Source organism: Pseudomonas macauensis, assembly GCF_047902425.1.
GTDB lineage: Bacteria > Pseudomonadota > Gammaproteobacteria > Pseudomonadales > Pseudomonadaceae > Pseudomonas.
This window is the reverse complement of record NZ_CP138377.1, coordinates 2512702-2538090: the sequence shown is the minus strand read 5'-3', so window position 1 is coordinate 2538090 and position 25389 is coordinate 2512702. Positions and strand designations below refer to the sequence as shown.

The 25389-nt window shown below is 66.4% G+C and carries 20 protein-coding genes; 15 read left to right on the top strand and 5 right to left on the bottom strand.

All coding sequences use genetic code 11. The annotated features are described in order from the left end of the window. The first annotated feature begins 11 nt into the window (after positions 1-11). Genes SD196_RS11940 through SD196_RS11925 form a run of 4 tightly spaced genes read left to right on the top strand, consistent with a single transcriptional unit; the run spans position 12 to position 4645 of the window. A complete protein-coding gene (locus SD196_RS11940) occupies positions 12-1994 on the top strand; it encodes a hypothetical protein (RefSeq protein WP_331314435.1) in 1983 nt (660 codons plus the stop codon). Continuing rightward, on the top strand, positions 1991-3136 hold the full coding sequence (locus tag SD196_RS11935; protein ID WP_416311512.1) for an aminotransferase class I/II-fold pyridoxal phosphate-dependent enzyme: 1146 nt from the start codon (positions 1991-1993) through the stop codon (positions 3134-3136). The genes SD196_RS11940 and SD196_RS11935 overlap by 4 nt, the downstream gene beginning before the upstream one ends. Beyond that, entirely contained in the window at positions 3114-3878 is a 765-nt protein-coding gene (locus tag SD196_RS11930) for a GIY-YIG nuclease family protein (protein WP_331314431.1), read from the top strand. The genes SD196_RS11935 and SD196_RS11930 overlap by 23 nt, the downstream gene beginning before the upstream one ends. Then, on the top strand, positions 3875-4645 hold the full coding sequence (locus SD196_RS11925) for an amidohydrolase family protein (RefSeq protein ID WP_275607436.1): 771 nt from the start codon (positions 3875-3877) through the stop codon (positions 4643-4645). The genes SD196_RS11930 and SD196_RS11925 overlap by 4 nt, the downstream gene beginning before the upstream one ends. Here SD196_RS11925 and SD196_RS11920 read toward each other — a convergent pair. Beyond that, on the bottom strand, positions 4639-5988 hold the full coding sequence (locus SD196_RS11920) for a sigma 54-interacting transcriptional regulator (RefSeq protein ID WP_331314429.1): 1350 nt from the start codon (positions 5986-5988) through the stop codon (positions 4639-4641). The two genes, SD196_RS11925 and SD196_RS11920, sit on opposite strands and share 7 nt — an antisense overlap. Before the next feature lie 584 nt (positions 5989-6572). Here SD196_RS11920 and SD196_RS11915 point away from each other — a divergent pair. The 8 genes from SD196_RS11915 to SD196_RS11880 all read left to right on the top strand — a co-directional run bounded on the left by SD196_RS11915 (position 6573) and on the right by SD196_RS11880 (position 14833). After that, a complete protein-coding gene (locus tag SD196_RS11915) occupies positions 6573-7493 on the top strand; it encodes a M14 family metallocarboxypeptidase (RefSeq protein ID WP_416311511.1) in 921 nt (306 codons plus the stop codon). 309 nt (positions 7494-7802) lie between these two features. Next, positions 7803-8660, top strand: coding sequence for a MurR/RpiR family transcriptional regulator (locus SD196_RS11910; RefSeq protein WP_275607439.1), 858 nt, complete (start codon positions 7803-7805; stop codon positions 8658-8660). Positions 8661-8662: 2 nt separating this feature from the next. Beyond that, positions 8663-9304, top strand: coding sequence for an isochorismatase family cysteine hydrolase (locus SD196_RS11905; RefSeq protein ID WP_275607440.1), 642 nt, complete (start codon positions 8663-8665; stop codon positions 9302-9304). A 15-nt stretch (positions 9305-9319) separates the two neighbouring features. Beyond that, the gene (locus SD196_RS11900; protein ID WP_370601407.1) at positions 9320-10663 is read left to right on the top strand and encodes a glutamine synthetase; all 1344 of its coding nucleotides are present in this window, start codon (positions 9320-9322) and stop codon (positions 10661-10663) included. Further along, the gene (locus SD196_RS11895) at positions 10647-11390 is read left to right on the top strand and encodes an N-formylglutamate amidohydrolase (RefSeq protein WP_416311510.1); all 744 of its coding nucleotides are present in this window, start codon (positions 10647-10649) and stop codon (positions 11388-11390) included. The genes SD196_RS11900 and SD196_RS11895 overlap by 17 nt, the downstream gene beginning before the upstream one ends. A gap of 113 nt (positions 11391-11503) precedes the next feature. After that, positions 11504-12847 (top strand): APC family permease, encoded by a 1344-nt coding sequence (locus SD196_RS11890; protein WP_416311509.1) that lies wholly within the window; start codon positions 11504-11506, stop codon positions 12845-12847. A 136-nt stretch (positions 12848-12983) separates the two neighbouring features. Beyond that, positions 12984-13472, top strand: a complete 489-nt coding sequence (locus SD196_RS11885; protein WP_275607444.1) for an Lrp/AsnC family transcriptional regulator — start codon at positions 12984-12986, stop codon at positions 13470-13472. A 296-nt stretch (positions 13473-13768) separates the two neighbouring features. Then, positions 13769-14833: an ornithine cyclodeaminase gene (locus tag SD196_RS11880; protein ID WP_331314420.1), complete on the top strand. Its 1065-nt coding sequence runs from the start codon at positions 13769-13771 to the stop codon at positions 14831-14833. Between the two features lie 121 nt (positions 14834-14954). Here SD196_RS11880 and SD196_RS11875 read toward each other — a convergent pair whose 3' ends face one another. Both SD196_RS11875 and SD196_RS11870 read right to left on the bottom strand, forming a co-directional pair. Further along, positions 14955-15833 carry an SDR family NAD(P)-dependent oxidoreductase gene (locus SD196_RS11875; RefSeq protein WP_416311508.1) on the bottom strand — a complete coding sequence of 293 codons (879 nt, stop codon included), beginning with the start codon at positions 15831-15833 and terminating at the stop codon, positions 14955-14957. Then, complete coding sequence (locus SD196_RS11870) at positions 15826-17589, bottom strand: FAD-dependent oxidoreductase (protein WP_331314414.1); 1764 nt, start codon at positions 17587-17589, stop codon at positions 15826-15828. The genes SD196_RS11875 and SD196_RS11870 overlap by 8 nt, the downstream gene beginning before the upstream one ends. Positions 17590-17832: 243 nt before the next feature. On the opposite strand from SD196_RS11870, the gene SD196_RS11865 reads away from it, so the two are divergent. From SD196_RS11865 to SD196_RS11855, 3 genes are all read left to right on the top strand, one after another. Further along, entirely contained in the window at positions 17833-19455 is a 1623-nt protein-coding gene (locus SD196_RS11865) for a DUF1302 domain-containing protein (protein WP_275607448.1), read from the top strand. Between the two features lie 21 nt (positions 19456-19476). After that, positions 19477-20856, top strand: coding sequence for a DUF1329 domain-containing protein (locus SD196_RS11860; protein ID WP_275607449.1), 1380 nt, complete (start codon positions 19477-19479; stop codon positions 20854-20856). A gap of 172 nt (positions 20857-21028) precedes the next feature. Beyond that, positions 21029-22939: a tyrosine-protein phosphatase gene (locus SD196_RS11855; RefSeq protein WP_416311507.1), complete on the top strand. Its 1911-nt coding sequence runs from the start codon at positions 21029-21031 to the stop codon at positions 22937-22939. A 106-nt stretch (positions 22940-23045) separates the two neighbouring features. On the opposite strand, the gene SD196_RS11850 is transcribed toward SD196_RS11855, so the two are convergent. Together SD196_RS11850 and SD196_RS11845 are read right to left on the bottom strand one after the other, a co-directional pair. Beyond that, the gene (locus SD196_RS11850; RefSeq protein WP_416311506.1) at positions 23046-24272 is read right to left on the bottom strand and encodes an NADH:flavin oxidoreductase; all 1227 of its coding nucleotides are present in this window, start codon (positions 24270-24272) and stop codon (positions 23046-23048) included. A 1-nt stretch (position 24273) separates the two neighbouring features. Further along, positions 24274-25380: a 3,4-dihydroxy-2-butanone-4-phosphate synthase gene (locus SD196_RS11845; protein WP_275607452.1), complete on the bottom strand. Its 1107-nt coding sequence runs from the start codon at positions 25378-25380 to the stop codon at positions 24274-24276. Positions 25381-25389: the final 9 nt, after the last annotated feature.

The window sequence follows — 25389 nt, the reverse complement described above, 5'->3', positions numbered from 1 at the left end:
GGAGACGAACGATGAGCAACAAATTCAACGTCAGCTTCAAGCTGACCAGCATCCCGATGACCGACCACGGGAAGTCCTTCGCGATTTTTCCCAACATAGAGGCGTATGAAGCTCCCGGAATCACGGTGACGGCGAACCCGAACGTCTTCGGCGGCGAATTCAGCCCGGAAGACGCGGGCTCGGAGCTCGAGATCACCCTGAGCCTCGGCAGGAACAAGAAGGAGATCCGGTGGCCCACACTGGCAAAGAATCTCGACCAGATCCTGGAGGATCTCGTCGACTTCAGTCAGTCCACGCGCGAAGTCAAAACCACCATCCTCCTGCAATTGGCCGGCGCGAGCAGCGTCACCCTCGTCGGCAGGATCCCCGAACCCTCGTCTGCCGAGACCGCGAGCCCTGGCACGGGCGACGGGGACGGTGACGACAACCCTCCCCCATCCGACAACACCCTCTACGAACCGAACTCAGCCCCGCTGCCGTCAGGCAGCTACAAGGTCAGGAACCCGATCACGCTGCAAAGGACGACTCGCCCGCTGACCGGTGACGTGGCGCTGTGGCTGATGATCAAGATGAACGCCGACAACCTCAGTTGGGAAAACTACACGGCCCAACTGGAGCTGCTGTTCGGCTCCGACAGCGGAGCAGGCCGTGAAATGCTCGAAAGCGCTCAGCATCTGAGCCGCCGCCGCTTCCTGCCCTTCACCGACACCGATGCCTACCGCGCGCTCAAGGTCGCCACCGAGGCATTCGTGGTTACCTGGGGCGGCGTGGTCCCGGACAAGCGCAACATCCATTCGGTCGCCGAACTGATCCGCAAGGATGCGACCGCCATCAGGCTCGCATCGGAGCGGCTCGGCATCGACATCAGCCAGGACGCGCTCGTCGAGACCATGGCCAGCCAGTACTTCGGCACGTCATCGCCACCGACCATTCCCTATCTCACCCGCGTGGTCGAGGGCCTGCGGGGTACGGACGCGGAGCCGCCCGTCCAGGCCGCCCTGGACGAAGCCTGGAACTCCCCGGACAGGAGGGAAAACCTGTTTTGCGGGGAAACCTGCCTGTGGCTGGCCCACCTGAACCAGGACTACTCGGCGAAACTGACCAGGCCTCCGCTCATCGAGCTGATCTGGAGCTATTGGATGGAGGAAATGCAGCTCGTGCAGACGATGAATGCGATTTCCCGCCGTTTCCAGAATGTGTCCAGCGGTCCCCGCGATCCGTTGGCCCAGTTCGAGCTCGATGCCGTGCGCCCGCTCAACAACGTCATCTGGGGCTGGGTCCAGGACGAACAACACCGCCTGCCGATCGAGCGCCGCGCCGCCGAGTACCAGCATGAATATGGCTTCCGCCTGTTCGGCCGCGCCGTACCGAGCACCCAGGCAGCGGACGTGCGCAGCAAGTTCCTCGCGGCCTTCCATACCCTGCTGAACCAGTGCGTGCCGTTCTTCCGCCAGACCGACGACACCACCGTGGTGCCGGACGGTTTCCCGCTCCTCAACGCACTGCGCGAAGTCCACCTGATCCTTTCGGAAGGCGCCCACAACCAGTTCCGCGACCTGCCGAGCACCTCGCGCATCGAGATGATGATGCAGCAGTGGATTCTCGCCCGGCCGGAAATGCGCGAGTTCCTGCCGCGCCGCGCGATGATCGCCTACCCCGAGCCGTGGATGCATTCGGTGGAAAGCATGCGCAAGCTGCAAGGCTGGGGCGACTCGAACACCTACCAGTTCTGGCAACTGGCAACGACCGGCGAGCAGATCGTCTCGTCCATACGCTGGGGCAACTGGAACGCGATCAACGACCCGAACAACGCGGCGAACTGGGCCATGTTCTTCCGCCCCGAGATCCAGACGTATATCCACTCCTATCGCGCCGTCACCGGCATAGACGTGAGCGCCGAACCGGTCGACGTGCAGGTGCCCGGCATTCACCTGTTGCGCCGCCTCCACGCGCGGCAGGGGATGAAGGTCGAGCGCCAGGGCATGGCGCCATGATCGACTTCGCCTCCACGCTCTACCTGGGGATGCAGCATCCGTCCTCGGAGACCGGCGGCTACGACGCACTCACGACGGGCACGCCAGCCTCGCTCGCGGTGTCGCCGCTCTCGGGCGAGGTGGCGGCACAGGCGGCGGCGCTCCAGGGCTGCGAGGCGGGCATGGTGGCGCCGTCGACGCTGCACCTGTCGATCGACCTGTTCGACCGGCTGGGGCGCAGCCACGCGATCATCGCCGACGAAGCGCTCTATCCGGTGATGCGTTGGGGGCTGGAGCGCATCAGGGGGCTCGGCGTTCCGGTCGCCTGGTTCCGCCACGGCGACCCCGCCGATCTCGCGCGGCAGATGCGGCAATTACCACGCGCACGGCCGCCGGCGGTCATAGTCGACGCCACCGGCATCGAAGGCTCGCCGACGCCGATCGGTCGTTACCTGGCAATCGTCCAGCGTCATCGTGGATTGCTGGCCATCGATCAAAGCCAGACGCTCGGCCTGCTGGGCGCGCGCCCTAGCGCATCGCATCCGTGGGGACGCGGTGGCGGCGGCCTGCTGTGCTACGCGGACATCGTGCCGGCGGCACCGGTGTTGTTGCTCGCCTCGTGGGCGAAGGCATTTGGCGCGCCACTCGCCACGCTCTGTGGCCCCGCCGCCCTGGTGAGTGAAATCGCCCGCGCTGGACCGACGCAATCGCACTGCAGCACCGCAAGCCAGAGCGCACTGCTCGCCGCGATGAGTGCACTGGCGATCAACCAGCGTGACGGCGAGCGTCTGCGCGCAGCGTTGTCGCGCCGGATTGCAAGACTCGACGACGGCCTGCGCTGGCTCATGCATCACCGCTTGCCCGACCTGCAGATACTGCGGCGCTTTCATCCGTTGCAGCAGATCCGCCTCGACTGCGCCGAACGAACCCTGGGCCTGCACGCGGCCTTGCGCGCACGCGGCTTTCGCACCGCCCTGCTGCGCCAGTACGGGCCTCACTATGCGCTGGCGTTGGTGGTGCGGGCCAACCATCGCACGGCGGACATCGACGCGCTGACCGCGGCCATGGATGCGTTGGCCCCCGGACTGCCGCAACGCCGGGGACATCCGGCCCGCCCCGTACCGAAGGAGGAAACCAGCCATGTTCAGAACCTTGGAGGGTGAAACACTGGAGCTCGCGCCCTGGCGCATGCGGCGCTTCATGCGGCTGCTCGCCGACGCGCGCCGCTACCCTGCCGGTACGCCGCCCCACGTGCTGCTCCAGGACCTGCGCCAGATCATCGCCCGCGCGCGGCGCGTGAATACCCAACCGCACATCGGCACGGCGCGCTTCCAGAGTACCGGTGCGTGCTGCAAGGCCTGTCTGCTCGCGCAGCAGAGGGAGGGTGTGCTGACGTTGTTGGGCCTTTCCGTCGAGTCCCTGCCCCAGGCCGCTTACCCACGGACAGGGGGCATGCCGGAGCTGGAGTTCGAGACGGCCACCCGGTCCGCAACCATCGACCTCAGCTGGGTGCGCTATAGGACCCTCGCCGCGGCGGTGAAGGAAGCAAGCGGGTCCGGCATCTACATCCTGCGGCGCGGCGATACGCCGGTCTACGTCGGGCAGGCGGTGAACCTGAAACGGCGCCTGGCACAGCACCTGTGGTGCTCGCAGCGGCATCGCGATTCAGGGCTCGCCGCCTGGGTGACCAACGTTCCCACGAAGGACCTCTCGGCCGTCGAACATACGCTCGCGCGGGCGCTCAGGGGGCGCGTGACCAACGAACTGCTGCAGAACAATCCGCTGGTTGTCGGCCCCGGCAAGCTGGCGATCACCCATCTCCTGCCCGCCGGCCTGACCTCTCGTCACATCAGCGACAACCAATTGATCCTGCCCAGCGGCGATCAATTCGAGTGGGAATCATGATCCTCGACTTCCATGTCCATGCTGGCGAGGGCGACGGCATGACCGGGCCCTGGGACACCTGCGCGCCGCTCGATGCCTATGTGCGACGCGCGCAGGCGGCGGGCATCACCCGTTCGGTGCTGCTGCCGGTGTTCCAGTCCGACTATGCGCGAGGCAACCGTGAGATCGCCGCCATCGTGCGTGCCAATCCACGTCGCTGGATCGGTTTCGCCATGGTGCACGCGGACCGCGACCGTGATCGCGTGCAGCGCATGATCGAAGAGGCCGTGGTACGGCTCGGCCTGCGCGGCATCAAAGTCCATCGCCACGATGCGCGCCTACATCGCCAGGTCTGCGACGCCGCCAGGCACTGGCGCCTGCCCGTGCTCTACGACCCCGGCGGTGAAACGGGCGCGCTGAGCCTGCTGGCCCAGACACATCCGGATGTCGCCTTCGTGTTCGCCCATCTGGGCAGTTTCGCCGACGACTGGGCTGCGCAACGACAGGTGATCGACCTGATCGCCCGCCACCCCAATCTTTTCGCGGACACCGCCGGTGTGCGGCGCTTCGATCTGCTCGAAGAGGCATTCGCCCGGGCCGGCCCCGGCAAGCTGCTGTTCGGCTCCGATGGGCCGTGGCTGCATCCCGGGCTCGAGCTGGCGAAAATCCGCGCGCTACGGCCTACGCCCGCCGGGTTCGCGGACATCGCCGGCGGTAACGCCATCCGCTTGATCAATCGGGCACGCGTACCGGTCGCCCCGGCGGCCTTGCGCCGAAGCCCTTACTGACCCGTCGTCTCCGGACCGCGCATCTGCCGGCGCAGCTGCAAGGCGCGCGGCGTGATCTGCAACAGTTCGGCGGCCCGACCGGTCGACCCGGCACGCCGCTCGGCGACCTGGACCGCCAGCGCCTCGGCGATCTGCCCGATCTGCTTCAGGCCCAGGCCGGCATCGAGCGCACGCTCCACGGCACGCTCGAAGGTCTTCTCCCAGCAGGGGTCCTGATTCGCTCGCTCAGCTTCGACCATGAGGCCATCGAGGCAGCCGGTGCTCAGCACGCAGAAGCCGCGCTGGCGCTCCGCCATGCGCCGCACGACGTTGCGCAGCTCGCGCACGTTGCCGCGATACTCGGCATTCACCAGTTTGCGCATCACTTCCGGCATGACCTCGGGCACGGCATCGCCCTGCTCGGCGAGAAAGTGCGTGACGAGCAACGGAATGTCTTCGCGTCGCTCGGCAAGGCTGGGCGCACGTATCGTCCATTGGGTGATGCGGAAGTACAGGTCGCTGCGAAAGCGCCCCGCGCCCACTTCCGCCTCGAGATCGCGGTTGGTCGCACAGACGAGGCGGAAATCCGACTGCCGCCAGTTGTCCTCCCCGACCCGCTTGTAGGCGTGCTCCTGGATCACGCGAAGAAGTCGCGCCTGCAACGGCAGTTCGAGTTCGCCGACCTCATCGAGAAACAGCGTACCGTGGTCAGCCAGACCGACCGCGCCTTCGCGCGCCGCGACGGCGTTGGTGAACGCGCCCTTGGCATGGCCGAACAATTCGCTGCCCGCCAACTCGGGGCTGAGGATGGTGCAGTCCACCACGATGAAGGGCCCGCGTCGGCGCTCCCGATCCAGATCGTGGATGAGCCGCGCCAGTAGCTCCTTGCCGCATCCGCTTTCGCCGAGCAGCAGGCAGGTGCCGTGTCCGAAGCGCCCCACTTCCGTCAGTGCGCGCAGGGTGCTGCGCCAGACGGGTGAGTCACCGACCGCTCGTCTCCTGAGCCAGCTGGAGGTCAGCACCTCCTCCATTTCCGCGAGGCGGGCCAGGCGCATCGCGACCTCACCCAGCAGCACCTCGTGGTCGGACGCCGTGACCAGGTCGCACACCGCTGCGGGCCACCAGGGCTCCGGGCAGCAGAAGTTGCGGGTAGCCCGGGTGCAGCCAACGATGAATGCATCCGGCAACGAAACGCCTCGCAGCCACTGGTTCGCCGCCGTGCGCACACGATCGGCGTGCGAGAACACCACCACCACCTGCAGGCCTTCGCCGCTGCCAGACAAATCGACATGCTCCGGCAAGCCGTGCTCGCGTAACGACTGGCCAAGGCGCTGCGAATCCTCTCCGTACAGAACGACGCGCATCTTGCACCTCACTCTGCGGTGTCTGAGGTGGCAACGCGCCAGGGTGTTGTCCTCAGGCTGCAACGCGGCACTGCTACGGTACTGTCGCCGCACCGTCATCTGTCGTTCATCGGCGGCATTGGGAAAAGCCGATCAATGCAGTCAGCCGGTCCGTTTTGTGCATTGCGCAAAACTCGAAATCAACCGCCTTCCAGTGGGTCGACTCGGTCCGGCTGTCTCACTAATGAAACGACAAAGCCCATGAAAGCTAGTACACGGCGTCGATTAAATAAAGGTCATCCGGGGGATCACCGGAGTGCGCTTGTATCCCTGCAGGAGCCACCCCTGCACGTAGGGCGTACAACCGTTCGCGGTTGTACGCCGCCACCCCCATCCCATCGTCAACTTCGTGATCGAACCTGGGGCAATCACCAGCCAGGCCCAACTCCGAGCAGACCGGCAACCAGGGTCAATCGGCGTATAACGCGGAGCGTTATACGCCCTACGTTTCCGGCGACCATGCGACTCCGACAAATGCCATGGAATCGTTCCGGCGACGCCGATGCTAGAGTGACGCTCCTGTTTTCCCAGCCTGTGAGAGTCCGATGACGACCGCCGCCTTCTATCCCGTGGGAACCCCTGGCCAACCCTGGGGCGAAACCGAGCGCACCCAGTGGCGCGCACGCCAGTCGCGCCAGCGCCGTTATGACGAAGACGTGCTGCCGCGCATCGAGGCACTCTCCGAGCGCTTCGAGAAGGTGGCCTATGGCCGGCTCGACTATGCCGGCGAGCGCTACACCCTGTACGCCCTGCGCAACCGTGACTGGAACGCCGCGCTGCCCGCGGCCCTGGTGACCGGTGGAGTGCACGGCTACGAAACCAGCGGCGTGATGGGCGCGCTGGGGTTCCTGGAAGAACGCGCCGCCGAGTACGCCGGCAAGGTCAACCTGCTGGTGGCGCCCTGCGTGAGCCCCTGGGGCTACGAGCGCATCAACCGCTGGAACCACGACGCCATCGACCCGAACAGAAACTTCCGCGCCGATGGTCCTGCGCATGAGTCGACCGCATTGATCGAACTGGTGGCCCCGCTGCGCGGCCAGTTCCTGCTGCACATCGACCTGCATGAGACCACCGACAGCGATGCCAGCGAGTTCAGCCCGGCACTGGCCGCACGCGATGGCAAGGTGTACGAACCGGAGTTGGTTCCGGATGGTTTCTACCTGGTCGATGACCGCGAGAACCCGCAACCGGCGTTTCAGCAGGCGATCATCGCCGCGGTCGAGCGGGTGACCCACATCGCGCCGCCGGACGACAAGGGCGAGATCATCGGCTCGCCGGTGGTCGCGCGTGGCGTGATCGAATACCCGCTGGCGGAGTACGGACTGTGCGCCGGCGTCACCGGTGCGCGTTACACCACCACCACCGAGGTCTACCCGGACAGCCCGCGCACCAGCCCCCAACAGTGCAATGAGGCGCAGATCGCCGCCGTCTGCGCGGCGCTGGATTACGCCCTGGCGCACGCCTGACGCCGTCGGCGGAAACGTAGGGCGTACAACCGTTCGCGGTTGTACGCCGATCCCCCCTCCCATCGCCAACTTCGCCGTCGGACCTGGGGCAATCCCGGTGCCAGGCTCGACTCCGAGCCAATCGGAGTCGAAGGCCAATCGGCGTATAACGCGGAGCGTTATACGCCCTACGTTCAACTCTCCCCCGAGCCAGCCCGCCTCACCGGGACGCATAACGCTTCCACCATAATGTAGTGAACACTACAAAAATAACGTATTGCCAATTTATGAAGTGCATTATACAAATAGAGCACACCAAGGGACGTCGCCATGCTCACACTCAAAGACCGCCTGAACTCCCCCGAAGTCGACCTCACCAAAGCCGAGCGCAAGGTGCTGCGCGCCCTGCTCGACGACTACCCGCGCCTGGGCCTGGGGCCGATGTCGCGCCTGGCCCGCCAGGCCGGCGTGAGCGACCCGACGATCCTGCGGCTGGTGAAGAAACTGGGCTTCGCCGGCTACAGCGATTTCCAGAATGCGCTGATGGCGGAAGTGGATGACCGCCTGCGCTCGCCACGCACCCTGCTCGCCGGACGCCGCGAGGGGATGAGCAACAACGACGCCTGGTCGAACTTCCTCAGCGACGCCAGCGAAGGCATCCAGCGCACCCTGGCGCTGACCCAGGCCGATGACATCCGCCTGCTCGGCGACTGGCTGCTCGATACGCGCACCCGCGTGTTCTGCCATGGCGGCCGCTTCAGCCGCTTCCTCGCCGGTTACCTGGTGGCGCACCTGCGCATGCTGCGCAGCGGCTGCCTGCTGCTGGACGATGGCGCCGCGCTGCCCGATCAACTCAACGACATCGACCGCCAGGTACTGGTGGTGGTGTTCGACTACCGCCGCTACCAGGCCCAGGCACTGGGCGTGGCCAAGGCCGCGAAGGCGCGCGGCGCACGTGTGGTGCTGTTCACCGACGTGTACGACTCGCCGCTGCGCGAGTTCGCCGACCTGATCGTCAGCGCACCGGTGGAATCGCCCTCGCCCTTCGACACCCTGGTGCCCGCCATGGCCCAGGTCGAAGCACTGATTGCCAGCCTGGTGGCGCGCATGGACGGCCACCTCGATGAACGCCTCGAAGGCATCGATCACCTGCGTGCTGCCTTCGGCAGCCACATCCTGGAGGAATAACCGTGTTCAGCCTGCCCCACCAATCGCCCCGCGACCTGCCGTACACACCGGGCCAGACCGCCATTCTGTTCGTCGATATGCAGAACGCCTGGGTAATCCCCGGCCGCGACGCTCATGTCGATCCGCAGACACACCGCTACTTCTACGATCGCGTCGAGGCGACCGTGGTGCCGAACCAGCAGCGCCTGCTGGCCGCGATGCGCGAGGTGGGCGGCGAAGTCCTGCACACCATCATCGAAAGCCTCACCGCCGATGGGCGTGACCGCTCGCTGGACCACAAGCTGTCCGACATGCACCTGCCCAAGGGCAGCCCCGACGCCCAGGTCATCGACGCCCTGGCGCCTGCAGAAAACGAAATCGTCCTGCCCAAGACGTCCTCGGGCGTCTTCAATTCCACCGCGATCGACTACGTGCTGCGCAACCTGAACACCCGCCACCTGATCGTCTGCGGCGTAGTCACCGACCAGTGCGTCGACATGGCCGTGCGCGATGCCGCCGACCGCGGCTATCTGGTCACCCTGGTGGAAGACGCTTGCGCCACCCATACCCCCGAGCGCCACCAGGCCTGCCTGGATGCGATCAAGGGCTATTGCTGGATCGCCGACACCGACACCGTGCTCGCACGAATCGCCGCGCTGGCCTGAAGCCAGGAGAACGCCATGAGCCACAACAATAAGAATCCCGGCACGCCGATGCGTCTGACCAGTTTCGTTACCACCGACCTCTGCGGCATCACCCGCGGCCGCTCGCTTCCCGAATCCGACGTCGCCGATCAGCTGGCCACCGGCTGCGGCTGGGTGCCCGCCAACAGCGCGCTGACGCCCCAGGACATCATCGCCGAGGACAACCCCTGGGGCAGCCACGGCGACCTGCGCCTGCTTCCCGACCCGGATAGCCGGGTGCGCCTGGAAAGCGGCCCCGATCAACAGGCGGCGACGCTGGACTACCTGCATGGCGACCTGGTGCTGACCGACGGTTCGCCCTGGTCGGTGTGCCCGCGCACTCTGCTGCGCAATGAGATCGCGCGCTATCGCCAACTCGATCTGCAGGTCACTGCGGCCTTCGAGCATGAGTTCAACCTGCTCGGCCTGCCGGACGAGCACGCCGCTGCCTTCTCCCTGCAGGCCCAGCGCCAGACCGGCAACTTCGGCGGCTGGCTGATGAGGGCGCTGGAGCAGATCGGCGCGGAGCCGGAAATGTTCCTGCCCGAGTACGGCCGCAACCAGTATGAAGTCACCTGCCGCCCCACCCAGGGTGTCGCGGCGGCGGACCGCGCCGTGAACGTGCGCGAAGTGACCCGCGAGATCGCCCGGCAGTTCGGCTGGCGCAGCACTTTCACGCCCCTGCTCGCCCCCGGCGCGGTGACCAATGGCGTGCACCTGCACCTGAGCCTGCAACGCCTGGATGGCACCCCGGTGTTCTATGACGAGGCCAGCGCCACCAACCTGTCCAGGCTCGCCGAGCACTGGGCGGCCGGTGTGCTGCGCCACCTGCCCGCACTCTGCGCCCTCACCGCGCCGACGGCCGTCTCCTATCTGCGGCTGAAACCGCACCACTGGAGCGCCGCCTACGCCTGCCTGGGCCTGCGCAACCGCGAAGCGGCGCTGCGCATCTGCCCGGTCGTGGACATCGGCGGCAAGCCGAAAGCGCGCCAGTTCAACCTCGAATTCCGCCCGATGGATGCCACCGCGAGCCCGCACCTGGCCATGGCCGCCGTACTGATCGCCGGGCGCCTGGGCATCGAGCAGGAGTTGCCGCTGTCGGCGGTGACCGATGTGGACCCGCACGGCCTCAGCGCTACGGACCGCGAAAAACTGGGCATCAAGGCCCTGCCGGGTTCGCTCGGCGAAGCCCAGCGACTGCTGATGGAGGATGGCGAGCTGTGCAACGAGCTGCCTCCGGCCCTGCTGGAAACCTACTTCTCCATGAAGCGGCAGGAGCTGACCCTGACCTGCGATCTCAGCGAAGAACAACTCTGTGAATCCTATGCAAAGTTCTACTGAATCCGGCCTCTACCAGCACCCGCCGTTCCGGATCGTCAATCCGCAGGGCAAGAGCCCCGTGCTGCTGGTTTGCGAACACGCGAGCCGCTACATCCCCGAGGCGCTGGGCCAGTTGGGCCTGGACGACGCGGCGGCCCACGAGCACATCGCCTGGGACATCGGCGCACTGGCCCTGGCCGAGGCGCTCTCGGCGCGCCTCGACGCCACGCTGCTGGTGGCCAATTACTCGCGCCTGCTGATCGACCTGAACCGGCCGCTGGCCGCGCCCGACGCCATCCCCGAGCACAGCGAGATCTACCCGATCCCCGGCAACCGGGGCCTCACGGCCGCGGCCCGGCAGGAACGGGTGTCGAGCATCTTCGAGCCCTTCCACCGGCAGCTCAGCGAGCTGATCGACGGGCGTATCGAGGCGCAACGTGCGCCGAGGCTGGTCGGGGTGCACAGCTTCACACCGAGCTACCGCGGCGAGCCCCGTCCCTGGGTCGCCGGCGTGCTCTTCGGCAAGGCCGACGCGTACGCCAACCGCATCATCGGCGGGCTGCGCCAGAGCGGCGAGGAAATCGGCTCCAACCAACCCTATGTCATCGACCCCCTGGAGGACATGACCGTCCCGGTACATGGTGACGAACGCGGCCTGGACGCCGTGCTGATCGAAATCCGCAATGACGGACTGCGGACCCCGCAAGGGGTGGAGACCTGGGCGGAACGCCTGGCTCCCTGGCTCTGAGGACCCTACCCGGCCGGCCATGTTCGACCGGCCGGGCAGGTTCTGAAAACAACAACAATTCAGCGCATACAGCGCCGAAACCTTAAAGCTGCCGTTCCCAGAGGAAGTGCCCCGTGGCTATCGAACAGTTCGGATACAAGCAACAACTCCGTCGTAGTCTCACCCTCAGCGACCTGGTGATCTACGGGATGATCTTCATGATCCCCATCGCGCCCTTCGGCGTTTACGGCTGGGTCCACGCGGACGCCCATGGCATGGTCCCCATGGCCTACCTGGTGGGCATGGTGGCGATGCTCTTCACCGCGCTCAGCTATGGCGCCATGGCCCGCGCCTTCCCCATCGCCGGTTCCGTGTACTCCTACGCCCAGCGCGGCATCCACCCCAACGTCGGCTTCATCGCCGGCTGGGTGCTGCTGCTCGACTACCTGCTGATCCCGCCACTGCTCTACGTGTTCAGCGCCCTGGCGTTGAACCACCTGTTCCCGGCGATCCCCAAGCTGGTGTTCATGCTGATCTTCCTGGTGTCCGCCACCCTCATCAACCTGCGCGGCATCACCCTGGCGGCGCGCTTCAACCTGCTGTTCCTGATCGCCGAGCTGGTGGTGCTGGCCATCTTCCTGATCGTGGGTTACCAGGCACTGCAAGGCGGGTTGGGCAACGGTCGCCTGACGATGGAGCCACTGCTGCAACCGGAGCATTTCAACCTCGGGCTGGTGATGAAGGCGGTGTCCATCGCGGTGCTGTCCTTCTTGGGCTTCGACGCGATCTCCACCCTCGCCGAAGAGGTCAAGGGCGACCCGGCGAAGCAGATCGGCCGCGCCTCGCTGATCGCGCTGTTCGTCATGGGCGGCATCTTCATCGTGCAGACCTGGCTGGCCACCGACCTGGCCGCCGGCATGACGTTCAAGTCGGCGGATACCGCCTTCTATGAAATCGCCGAAGCGGCCGGCGGCAACTGGCTGTCCACCCTGACCGCCGTATCCACCGCGCTGGCCTGGGGCGTGACCGTGTCGATCACCTCCCAGGCCGCCGTCTCCCGCCTGCTCTACTCGATGGCCCGTGACGGCAAGCTGCCGCGCGTGCTGGCCAAGGTCCACCCGAAATACCAGACCCCGCACATCAGTCTCTACCTGGTTGGCGTGCTGTCCCTGGGCATCGGCATCTACTTCCTCGACAGCCCCGATGTGCTCACCTCCCTGGTCAACTTCGGCGCGCTGACCGGTTTCTGCCTGCTGCATGTCGCGGTGATCAACCACTACTTCATCCGCCAGAAGTCCGGGCAGGTGCTCAAGCACCTGGTCTTCCCGCTGATCGGCCTGGTGATCATCGCCTACGTGCTGGTGAGCATGAGCTACGAAGCCCAGTCCCTGGGGATCGGCTGGATCGCACTCGGCCTGGTGTATCTGGTCGTACTGAACCGGCGCGGCAACGGCGCCGAGCTGGCCCGGGAGATCTGATCGCGCCTGTGCCGCCGTGAAGTTGATGGCGGTCTTTGACAGACGACGGAGCGTTACCCCATAAAGGCAAGGGCTGCCGGGCGCCATTCGATGAAGCGCGTCCGGCGGCCCTTTCCGCTTAGTCAGAACAGAAACCATGAGCACGAAAGAACAGGACACCTCGTCGTCATTCACCCTGGATCGCATCGACGAAGAGATCATCAGGATCCTCCGCCACCAGGGCCGCATTACCTACGGCAAGCTCTCGTCCCTGGTCCACCTCACGCCGCGTCCCTGCCAGGAGCGCGTGCGCAAGCTTGAGAAGCACGGGATCATCCGCGGCTACGGCGCCGTCATCGATGAACAGAAAATCGCCTCGGGCCTGTCGCTGCTGGTGCTGGTCGCCCTGTCGAACCAGAGCGGGCGCACCGCGCAGAAGGCCTTCGAGGCCTGTGTCATCGCCTGCCCGGAAGTGCTGCACTGCCAACTGATCAGCGGCACCTTCGACTACAGCGTACGCATGCGCTGCCGGGACATGGAGCACTACCGCGCGCTCACCGAGACCTGGCTGAACGACGAAAGCTTGCACATCGACAAGCTCGTCGCCCACCCCGAACTGACCACCATCAAAGAGTCGGCCAGCTAAGCGCCACACCTCCTCGCTCCGCCCTGCTCCCGGCCGAAAAAACGCCCGCCTGCAGGGCGTTTCCTTCACAGCAGAATCGGCTGTCCAAAGGACTCAATACAGCCGGATCGGTCGGCGCACCCCGGCATTACAGCCGGGATTTCTCCAGGCCGGGTGGGAGAATGGCGCTATCCCACACGAACAATGGCCCTCTCCGGCCGACCGCAAAACACCTGTCGAATGGACCTGGCGAGCATTGGCGTTCGGGATATCAAGCTGAAATTCCAATACCAATCAAATTAGCTGGAGGTCCCGCCATGACTCGCTTCGTCGACGTCCCCACGATGTCTCAACTGGTGCAGGAAATCGGAGTCGCACGCTTCATCGGCGAGCTGGCCGACACCATCCAGCAGGATTTCGTACGGTGGGAATCCTTCGATAAATCGGCGCGGGTCGCCAACCACTCCGACATCGGCGTCATCGAACTGATGCCGGTGTCCGACCCCGTGCGCTACGCCTTCAAGTACGTCAACGGCCACCCGCAGAACACCCAGCGCGGGCTCTACACCGTCATGGCCTTCGGCGTGCTGGCCGACGTCGAGACCGGCTACCCGGTGCTGCTCTCCGAGCTGACCGTGGCCACCGCCCTGCGCACCTGCGCCACCTCGCTGATGGCCGCCCGCGCACTGGCGCGGCCGAACTCGCGGCGCATGGCATTGATCGGCAACGGCGCGCAGAGCGAGTTCCAGGCGCTGGCCTTCCATTTCCACCTGGGCATCGAGGAAATCGCCGTCTATGACATCGACCCGCTGGCGACCGAAAAGCTGATCCGCAACCTGGCCGAATTCCCGAACCTGAAGATCATCCGCGCCAGCTCCACCGCCGAAGCCGTGCGTGGCGCCGACATCGTCACCACGGTGACCGCGGACAAGACCTACGCGACCATCCTGACTCCGGAGATGATCGAGCCCGGCATGCACATCAATGGCGTGGGCGGCGACTGCCCGGGCAAGACCGAGCTGCATGCCGACGTGCTGCGGGCCGGCAAGGTGTTCGTCGAGTACGAGCCGCAGTCGCGGGTCGAGGGCGAGATCCAGCAGATGCCGGCGGACTTCCCGGTGGTGGACCTCTGGCGCGTGCTGGCCGGCCAGGTAGCAGGGCGCGACAGCGCCGAGCAGGTCACCATCTTCGACTCGGTCGGCTTCGCACTGGAGGACTACTCCGCGCTGCGCTACGTGAACGATCAGGCGAGCCGGCTCAACCTCGGGCAGAAGATCGATCTGGTGCCCTGGGGCGAGGATGGCGAGGAAAACGATCCCAAGGACCTGTTCCGCCACACCCGCGCCAGCAAGGGACGCAAGGCACTGCGCCGCATCGCCTGATACGGCCTCATGAAAAAAACCGGACCCGATCATCGGGTCCGGTTTTTGGCGTGTTTCATGGAAAGCACTGGTCGGCGGGCAACGGAGAACGTGACGGGATCACCTTCCCCGCCGCACCGGCTCACATCACCCGTGCCGGATGCTGCACGCGCGGACTGCCAAGCTGTTCGCGCCAGGACGGCGGCTGGCGGTCGTCGCTGTCCTTGATGCCGTAGCGCAGCGCCAGTTCCGCGCTGACCAGGGTCTGTCCGGAGAGCTCAGTCAGCTTGGGGTCATCCAGCATCGCGCGGATGATCCGGCCGTTGAACTGCGGCGTCTCGGCCATCGCCAGGAAGGCCTCGTACTGCTCGGCCTTGGCCTGGCCGGCGATGGCGGTGCGTTCGGTCAGCTGCGGGCCGAGCCAAAGGGAAACCGCCGCGACCGCGCTGTTCTCGAAGTCGATGGCCATGTCCGCCGCCAGCTTGTCCACCCCGGCCTTCTGCGCCCCGTAGGCCGGGCCGTGCATGTAGCAGCCGGCGCCGAACGAGGAGACAAAGGCCATCAGCGCCTTCGGTGCGCGCAGCAGCAGCGGCGCGGCGTAATAGCTGGCGACGTAGGACGAGCGCAGGCCGACGTCGAGGATGTTCACCATCTCCAGCGGCTTCTCCCAGAACGGGCCGGGCTCGATCAACTGCTCGTGGATGAAGGTGACGTTGTTCACCAGCAGGTCCAGGCGCCCCTGCTCCGTCTCGATACGCTGGAACAGCGCGCGCACCTGCTCGTCGTCGCTGTGGTCGCACTGCACGGCGATGCCCTTGCCGCCGGCGGCGTCGATGGCCGCGGCGGTTTCATGGATGGAGCCGTGCATCACCTGGCCATGCAGCGTGGCGGCGCCGGACTGCAGCGAGCGGCCGCTGACGTAGACAGTCATGCCGGCGGCGCCCAGCGCCTGGGCGATGCCCTTGCCGACGCCACGGCTGGCGCCGGTGACCAGGGCGATACGGGGAGTCTGTTCAGACATTGTTCGAAGCCTCCTGGCTGGCGCGAGCGCGGGTCTGCTCGGCCTGTTGCTGGATGTGCTCGGCGGCGAGGAAACCGAAGGTCATCGCCGGGCCGATGGTGGAGCCCGCGCCGGGATAGGTGGTACCCATCATCGAGGCGGCGGAGTTGCCGATGGCGTAGAGGCCGTCGATGGCACTGCCGTCCTCGCGCAGCACGCGGGCGTTCACGTCGGTGAGCAGGCCGCCCTTGGTGCCGATGTCACCGGCATTGATCTGCACCGCATAGAACGGCGCCTTGAGCAGCGGCGCCAGGCACGGGTTGGGCAGCACGGTGGGGTCACCGTAGTAGCGGTCGAAGGCCGACTCGCCCTTGTGGAAGTCCGGGTCCTGGCCCAGTGCCGCATGGCGGTTGAAACGCTCCAGGGTGCGGGCGAGACCGGCGCCGTCGACGCCAATGGCGGTGGCCAGTTCGGCGATACTGTCGGCCTTGTGGTAGTAGCCGTGCAGATGTTTGGGCAGGCGGCTGTCGGGCATCGCATAGCCGGGCAGCAAGGCGCCGCAGGGGTATTTGCGGCGGAACTCGGCGTCGAACACCATCCAGCAGGGCACACTGCGCGCCTGTTCGGTGTTGTGCCCGTACATGGCATAGACGATGTCGGTGTAGGGCGCGGCTTCGTTGACGAAGCGCTGGCCGGCGGAGTCCACCAGCACGCAACCCGGCAGGGTGCGCTCGACGAACAGCGCGCGCTGTTTTTCCTCACCCTCGACATGGGTGGTCGGCGCCCACCAGGCGTGCTCCATCAGCGCGGTGGCCGCGCCCAGTGCCTGACCGGCGCAGATGCCGTCGCCGCTGTTGTAGGGCGGCGTCGCGCTCCACTGGCTTTGCGATGGCTGCGGATGGTACTGGCTGCGCATCGCCTGGTTACGCTCGAAACCGCCGGCGGCGATGACCACCCCACGTCGAGCATGCACCCGCAACGGGCGGCCCTTGTGCAGCAGTTCGGCGCCCACTACCCGGCCGTCCTCTTCCACCAGGCCCTGCAGTGGCGCTTCCAGCCACAGCGGTACCTGGCGATCGAGCAGCGAACGGCGCAGCGCGGCGACCAGGGCGTTGCCCAGGGTGAGGAAGCGGTCGCGCTTCGAGCTCAGGCGTCCGCCCAGGTCGCGCCAGTAGCGCCACAGGATGCGCATCGTCAGCCCGACCCAGCCGGGCCCGCGGCAGAGCAGCACGCGCGCTTCCTTCATGGTCATGGCGACGCGCCCCATCATCAGGGTGCCCGGCGACGGCTCGCGCATCCGCGCGAATTCATCGCCCAGTTCGCGGGCGTCGAACGGCAGCGGGTCCATGGAGCGGAAGCCCGGCTTGCCCCCCGGGACTTCCGGGTAATAGTCGGCGTACTCGGGCTGCGCCTCGAAGCGCACCCGGCTGTTGGCCTCCAGGTATTCGACCATGCGCCGGCCGTGTTCGACGTAGGTCTCGATGCGGCCGTCGGTCACCAGGTCCCGGGTCACGGTACGGATGTAACGAATCGCTTCCTGTGCCGAATCCTGGCCACCGAGGGCGGCGATCCGATGGTTGCAGGGAATCCAGATGCCGCCGCCGGACACCGCCGAGGTGCCGCCGTAGCGGTCGCTCTTTTCCACCACCAATACGTCCATGCCCAGGTCGCGGGCACGCAAGGCGGCGGTCATGCCACCAGCGCCGCTGCCCACCACCAGTACGTCACATTCATGGTCCCACTCGCGGCTCCGCTGGCCGCTCGCCCTTGCGTTCATGCGCTGTTTTCTCCGGGAGCTGGCGTGGGTCCGACCCACGCATCCTCGGCGATTTTTCGCGCAGCCCATGAGCCCGAACATCGTCCGATGGGACTAGCCCGGAAGGGCCTCGGCACCGTCTCGCTGGCGTAGTCCCTTCGGACGATGTTGGCGAATCCGGGTGACCACATAGTCAGCCCCGCCACATTCCCGCCAACACAGTTCCGGGTCTGGACAACCGTGCCTGCCCGAGCAGAGGACGAAATGACAAGAATAAGAATCGCCTTCCAGCCGATGCCCCTTGCCGTTGCGATCAGCGCCTCCAGCCTGTTCCTGGCCAGCCAGGCCCAGGCACTGTCGTTCGACGTAAACGACGACCTCAAGATCAACTGGAACACCACCGTCAGCTACGGCCTCGCCTGGCGTACCGAGAAGCGCGCCCACGCGCTCTCCAACGGTGGCAGCAACCCGGCGATCGCCAACATCGATGACGGCAACAACGCTTTCGATCGCGGCAGCTTGATCAACAACCGCGCCAGCTTCCTCACCGAGGCCGACTTCAAGTTCCGCGAGGACTTCGGCCTGTTCGCGCGCGCCTCCGGCTTCTACGACGACGTCTACCATCACAGCAACGACAACACGACCGGCACCTCCAACTGCCTGGCGTCCGGTCATTGCTCCAAGGCCGACGAATTCCCCGAAGACACCGTCGACCAGCACGGCGACCGCGTGCGCATGCTCGACACCTACGGCTATGGCAACTGGGACCTGAACGGACACGCCCTCAACGCGCGCGTCGGCAACCAGGTGGTGAGCTGGGGTGAAAGCCTGTTCAACGGCTTCGGCATCTCCGGCGCGATGAGCCCGGTGGACGCGACCAAGGCCAACGTCCCGGGCATCGAGATCAAGGAACTGTTCCTGCCGGTCGGCCAGGCGTTCGTCCAGTACAGCCTCACCGACGCGCTCGGCGTGCAGGCCTACTACCAGTACGACTGGAAAAAGACCGAGATCGACGGCGTCGGCAGCTATTTCTCGATCACCGACCAGATGGACCGCGGCGGCTACAGCGACGCCTTCGGCATGACCCGCCGCATCGGCGACGACAAGCCCAGCGACTCCGGCCAGTTCGGCGTGGCGCTGACCTACAGCGCCGAGCAACTGAACAACACCGAGTTCGGCCTGTACTACGTGCGCTTCCACGACAAGACGCCGCAGCTGGACTTCCTCAGCCACTGGAACCAGGCCGAGTACAACGTACGTTACTTCGACAACATCGACCTGTACGGCGCCAGCTTCTCCACCGTGCTGGGCGAGACCAACGTCAGCGGCGAACTGAGCTACCGCGACGGCCAGCCGGTGCTGGTGGATACCGGCCTGGTACCGCACCCGGTGCGCGCCAAGACCATGGAAGCGTTGATGTCCTTCATCCACTCCTATGGCAACCAGCCCTTCGCCGACAACGTCACCCTGACCGGCGAAGTGGGCTACAACCGCGTGCTGAGCAACGACAAGGCACCGAGCTTCGACGTGTTCGTGCCCACCGGCGCCGGCTACGCGCTGATCAATACCCCCAACACCGGCGAGCTGTACTACGACAAGTCCGCCTGGGGTTACACCCTCAACGTCACCCTTGATTACAACAACATCTTCAACGGCTGGGACCTCAGCGTTCCGCTCATCTACAGCCAGGCCGTCAACGGCAGCTCGTCGATGCCCGGCAGCTTCGGCCTGGGCGAAGGCGACGACCGCCTCGGCGTCGGCACCACCTGGCGCTACCTGAACAACTTCAGCATCGAGGCCCGCTACAACGTGTTCCTCGGCAATCCGAGCGAAACCGCACTGTCCGACCGCGACAACGTTTCGCTGACCGCGAAATACAGCTTCTGACCCAGCAGGAGGAGCCCTCCCATGAACCGCAAACCCCACTTTTCAGCTCTACTGCTGTCCGCCGGACTCGCTTGCCTGATCGGCCAGGCGCAGGCCAAGGTCAGCCCTGAAGAGGCCGCCCGCCTCGGCACGGAACTGACCCCCATGGGCGCCGAGAAAGCCGGCAACGCAGATGGCACCATCCCGGCCTGGTCGGGCAAATGGCGCGGAGCGCCGCCCCATGTGAACTACGCAGGGCCGGGCAACCGTTACCCCGATCCCTACGCCGACGAGAAGCCGCTGTTCGTCATCACCGCGCAGAACATGGAGCAGTATTCCAAGTACCTGACCGACGGCCAGCGCGCGCTGTTCAAGCGCTACCCCACCACCTTCAAGATGCCCGTCTACCCGTCGCACCGTGACTTCCGCTACAGCGAGAAGGCGGAAGAGCGGATCAAGGCCAACGCCGTCAGCGCGGAACTGACCCAGGAAGGAAACGCGGTGGCCGGTGCCTTCGGCGCCTCCCCTTTCCCGATTCCGAAGAACGGCAATGAGCTGATCTGGAACCACGCCCTGCAGACCCGCGCCTGGAGCGAGGAAGCGGTGTACGACCAGTCGGTGATCTACTCCAACGGCAACACCGCGCCGCAGACCGTCCACTACCAGATCTCCTGCCCCTGGTCGGACCCCAATGGCTCGGTCGAACAGTCCGCGGCCAGCGGCATCATGAGCCACTTCATGCTCACCACCCTGAAGCCCGTGCGCTCCAAGGGCGAGATCATCGGCGGCAACGAGTTCATCGACCCCATGGCCAATCCGCGCCAGAGCTGGCAGTACCTGCCCGGTACCCGCCGCGTTCGCCGCGCGCCCACCGTCGGCTACGACACCCCCACCGGCGCTGGCGGCTTCCGCGTCATCGACGAAGACCGCCTGTTCAACGGCGCGACCGACCGTTACAACTGGAAGATGATCGGCAAGAAAGAGATCTACATCCCCTACAACAACTACAAGCTCGACGATCCGAACGTGAAGTATTCGGATCTGCTCACGCCCAACCACATCAACCCGGACTACATGCGCTACGAGCTGCACCGCGTATGGGTGGTGGAAGCGACCCTCAAGCCCGGCGCACGGCACATCTACGGCAAGCGTACCCTCTACCTCGACGAGGACAGCTGGTCCGCCGCCCTGGCCGACAACTACGACAACCGCGGCCAGCTGTGGCGCACCAACATGCAGACCACCACCTATGCCTATGACATCCAGGTCAACCAGGCACGTGTCGCCCTGTTCCACGACCTGATCGCCGGCTCCTACCTGGCCGACCGCCTGTCCAACGAACAGCCGCAACCACAACTGAACACCGTCAAGTACGACAGCAACTACTTCACCGCTGCGAACATGCGCAAGCTCGGCCAGTAAGGCCACAGGGCCGGCCGCTCCTCCTTTTGGGGCGGCCGGTTTTTTTTCGCCCCGAATTCCTTTTTTGGCGCGGCGTTCTGCGTGCCAGTAACGATGACGCTCCCGTGCAGGACCCGCCCGGGCTCATCGCACCTGCGTCATGACTACCACCCCTCGATAAGGAACATCCCTCGTGGCCAAGCGATTGCTCATCCCTGCTGCCCTGCTCTGCCTGCCGCACACCACCGCCCTTGCCCTTGACCTCTCGCTGGATACCCCGCGCCTCGTCGGTGCGGACAACTTCCGCGACGTTGCCGGCACCACCCAGGCCGACGTCACCGCCAATGGCGGCGTCATGCGCTCCGGCGTGTTCTACCGTTCCAACGCACTGACCCTGAAGGGCAATGACAAGGCGATCCTCGAAGGACTGGGGATCGGCGAAATCTTCGACCTGCGCACCCCCGGCGAAATCGCCCAGGCGCCGGATGTCCTCCCCGCCGGAGCCCGCTACCAGAACATCAACATCATCGGCGGCGAACAGGTGAACCCGCCCCTCACCAGCCCCGAGGCGGCGCGTGAGTGGATGCGCGACCTGAACCGCGACTTCGTCACCGACGCCGGCCAACGTGCGCGCTACCATGACCTGTTCATGGAGCTGGCCAGCGCCGAAGACCCGGTGATCTTCCACTGCACCTCCGGCAAGGACCGCACCGGCTGGACCGCCGCCATGCTGCAATCCATTGCCGGCGTCGACTCGGCCACCATCATGCAGGACTACCTGGCCACCAACAGCTACAGCGCCGGCAGCATCAGCGCCACCCTGGCCAAGCTGAGCTCCCGCGCACCGGCGCTGGCCTCCGTCTATGCGCCGCTGCTGGGCGTGGAAGAAAGTTACCTGCAGGCCGGTCTCGACCAGATCACCCAGGACTACGGCACGGTCGACAACTACCTGAAAGAGGGCCTGGGCCTGGACCAGGAGACCATTTACGTGCTGCGCGGCAAGATGGTCCGCTTTGGCAGCCTGCCCGGCCAGGCGGGGCTCGCGGGCAACGCCGCGGCCGGCGCCGGCCTGCTGGCCGCCTTGCAGGACAGCGACCTCTCCGGCCGCTACAGCGCCTACAACTACTACCTGCAATCGGCCATCGATGCCGGCAGCCTGGGCGGCCTGGAGCAACGCGTCGGCGGGCAGATCCACGCCGACTCGGCCAGCTACCTGCTGCGCCAGACCCAGTTGATTGACAACGCCATCGCGCCCTACGCCAGCGGCCGCGACCTGCGCGAGGGCGAAAGCCAGCTGTGGATGAGCGCGCTGGCCAGCTACGTCGGCACCGATGGATCGTCCCATGCCTCCAGCAGCAACGAGCACAGCCAGGGCGCCCTGGTCGGCCTGACCCACCGCTTCGACAGCCAGACCAGCGCCCGCGCCGGCTTCGGCTACTCCAACGGCGACGTGGCCAGCTCCGGCGCCTCCGCCGACGCCGACCTCACCTTCATCACCCTGGGCGGCCGCTACGCCTTCGACAGCCTCGAACAGGGCGCCTACGCCGACCTGCGCCTGGACGCCGGCTACATCGACTACGACAGCCGCCGCGACCTCGGCTACGGCCTGGGCCGCGCCAAGGGCGACACCCAGGGCAGCCTGTACAGTGCCCTGGCCAACCTCGGCTATCGCACCCACAACGGCGACCTGACCCTGGAGCCGACCCTCGGCGTACGCGTCAGCCAGGTCCGCCTCGACGGCTTCACCGAAAAAGGCAGCGAGCTGGCCCTGGACGTCGACACCGTCGACAAGACCGTCACCAGCCTGGTCGGCGGCCTGAACCTGGGCTTCGGTCAGTCCCACGTCGGCGACTGGAGCCTGCAGCCGGGGCTGAACCTGGGTTACGAGCACGCCTTCGGCAATCCCGAGGTGAAGAGCCACGGGGCAGTCCAGGGCTTCGGCGTGGAGCAGGTCTCGGCCTTCAACGACCGCGACCTGTTCAAGGTCGGCGCCGGCCTCACCGCCCGCGCGGGCGCCGTCAGCGTCAGCGCCGACGTGCAGGGGCTGCAAGGCTCCGACAGCCACGGCCTGAGCGGCAACCTCAGCCTGGGTATCGCCTTCTAAGCGCAACACCCCCGAGGAGCCGAACCGGCTCCTCGGGGGGAAGGCAAAAGAAAACGGCCTGCACCGGAAAGTGCAGGCCGTTTTTTCTTGACGCTTTGACGACGGCTTAGCGTACCGCCGCAAAGCTCTCCGGCCGGTTCAGCACGCAACGAATACCACCGGGCAGCCCCATGCTCGCCACGCACTGGTTGCAGTGCGTGCAGCCGTTGGCGTAGCGCTCGCCGTGCTGCTGGATGTTGCGCACCAGGTCCGGGTCGCGCAGCAGTGCGCGGCCCATGGCGACGAAGTCGAAGCCCTCGCTCATGGCGCGCTGCAGGCTGTCGCGGCTGCTCACGCCGCCCAGGTACACCAGCGGCATGTCGGTGGCCTGGCGCACCCGTCGGGCCTGTTCGAGGAAGTACATCTCGGTATAGGGCGAGTCGGCGAACAGGCGGCCGCCGAACCATTTCATCGCGGTGCGCTGCAACGGGTTGGTCTCCAGCGGGATCATCTGCTGCAGCGGGCTTTCGCCACGGAACAGGTACATCGGCGAACGGCTGGTGAAGCCGCCGCTCATGACCAGGGCGTTGAGGCCATGCTCGGCCAGGCGCTGCGCGGCACGGCACGACTCGTCGATCTCCAGCCCCCCGGCAAAACCGTCGCTGAGGTTGAGCTTGGCCAGGATCGGGAAGTCGTCGCCCACTGCTTCGCGTACCGCCTCCAGCACTTGCAGTGGCAGGCGCAGGCGGTTGTCCAGGCTGCCGCCGTAGGCATCGCTGCGCTTGTTGGTGGCCGGCGAAATGAACTGGCTGAGCAGGTAGCCGTGGCCCATGTGGATTTCGATGGCGTCGAAGCCGGCGCGCTTCACGAAGGCCGCGGCGTCGCGGTATTCGTTCAGGGTCTTGCGGATGTCCGCATCGCCCATGGCGCCGGCGAAGGGTACGCCGGAAAACAGCCCGTACTGGTTGATGCAGGCGCTGGGGCCGCGCGGACGCGGGATGTTCTGCGGGCGGTTGCGACTGAAGAAGCCGCAGTGCGCCAGTTGTGCCGACACCGCCCCGCCCTCGCGGTGCACCGCGCCGGCCAGTTCGCTGAGCTTGGCGAAGACGCCTTCGTGCATCCACATCTGGTCGGGGAAGGTCAGGCCGTCGGGCGATACCCCGCAGTAGGCCACGGTGCTCAGGGCGACGCCGCCACGAGCCATACGCGCATGGTGCGCGACCAGGTCGTCACTGGGCACGCCGCCCTGGCACATGCCCTCGAAGGTGGCGGTCTTGATCACGCGGTTACGCAAGGCCAGGCCGGCCAGGTGGGCGGGGGCGAAAACCTTGTCCAGCGCGTCTTGCGGGGTCATCTCAAGCCTCCTGGGCCGGGGTGAAGGGGACGAACTCGACGACTTCCAGATCGAAGCCGGACACAGCCTTGTAGGGCGCCGGGAAGCTCATCAGGCGCATCTGGTGCACGCCCAGGTCGCGCAGGATCTGCGCGCCGACGCCGAGTGTACGCTGAGGGAAGTTCGGCGCCTGCAGGCGCGGCCCATGGGCCAGCTGGTCGAGTATGGCGGCGGCGCTTTCCTGCTGCGCCAGCAGGACCAGCACGCCGCTGCCTTCGGCGGCGATCCGCGCCAGGGAACGGTCCAGGCTCCATTGCTGCGGCCCGCGCGGCGGCTCGCCGGCCAGCAGGTCACGGAAGGTCTCCACCGCCTGCACGCGCACCAGCACCGGCTGCGCCGGATTCACCTCGCCGCGCACCAGCGCCAGGTGCACCACATCCTTGAAGGCGTCGTGGTAGGCGCACACGCGGAACGGGCCGTGGCGGGTGTCGATGCGGTATTCGCCACTGCGGGCGATGGTGCCCTCATGGAGAATACGGTGGTGGATCAACTCGGCGATGCCGCCGATGCGCAGGTCATGCTGCCGGGCAAAGGCGCGCAGGGTTTCGCCACGGGCGTTCTCGCCCTCCTCGTCGAGGATCCCGGCGAGCAGCGCCGCCGGTTGCAAGCCGGCCAGGCGGGCCAGGTCACAGGCCGCCTCGGCGTGACCGGCGCGGCTCATCACCCCACCAGGCAGCGCCCGCAGCGGGAAGACGTGACCGGGGCTGACCAGGTCCGCCGGGCCGCTGGCCGGGTCCACCGCGACCTGCACGGTGCGTGCGCGATCGGCGGCGGAGATGCCGGTGGTGATGCCTTGCGTGGCCTCGATGGAGACCATGAACCCCTTGCCTTCGCCACGCGGGTTGTCGGTCATCGGCTTCAGACCGAGTTCCTGGCAGCGCTCGTCGGTCAGCGCCAGGCAGATCAGCCCGCGCGCCTCGCGGGCGAAGAAGTTCAGCGCTGCGTCGTCGATGAACTCGGCGGCCTGCAGCAGCATGCCGTCGCCGCCATCATCCTCGCCGTCGACCAGCACCACCGGCTGGCCGCGACGCAGGGCTTCGATCAGGTGCAGTGGACTGTCCAGCGTCATGTCGGTCTC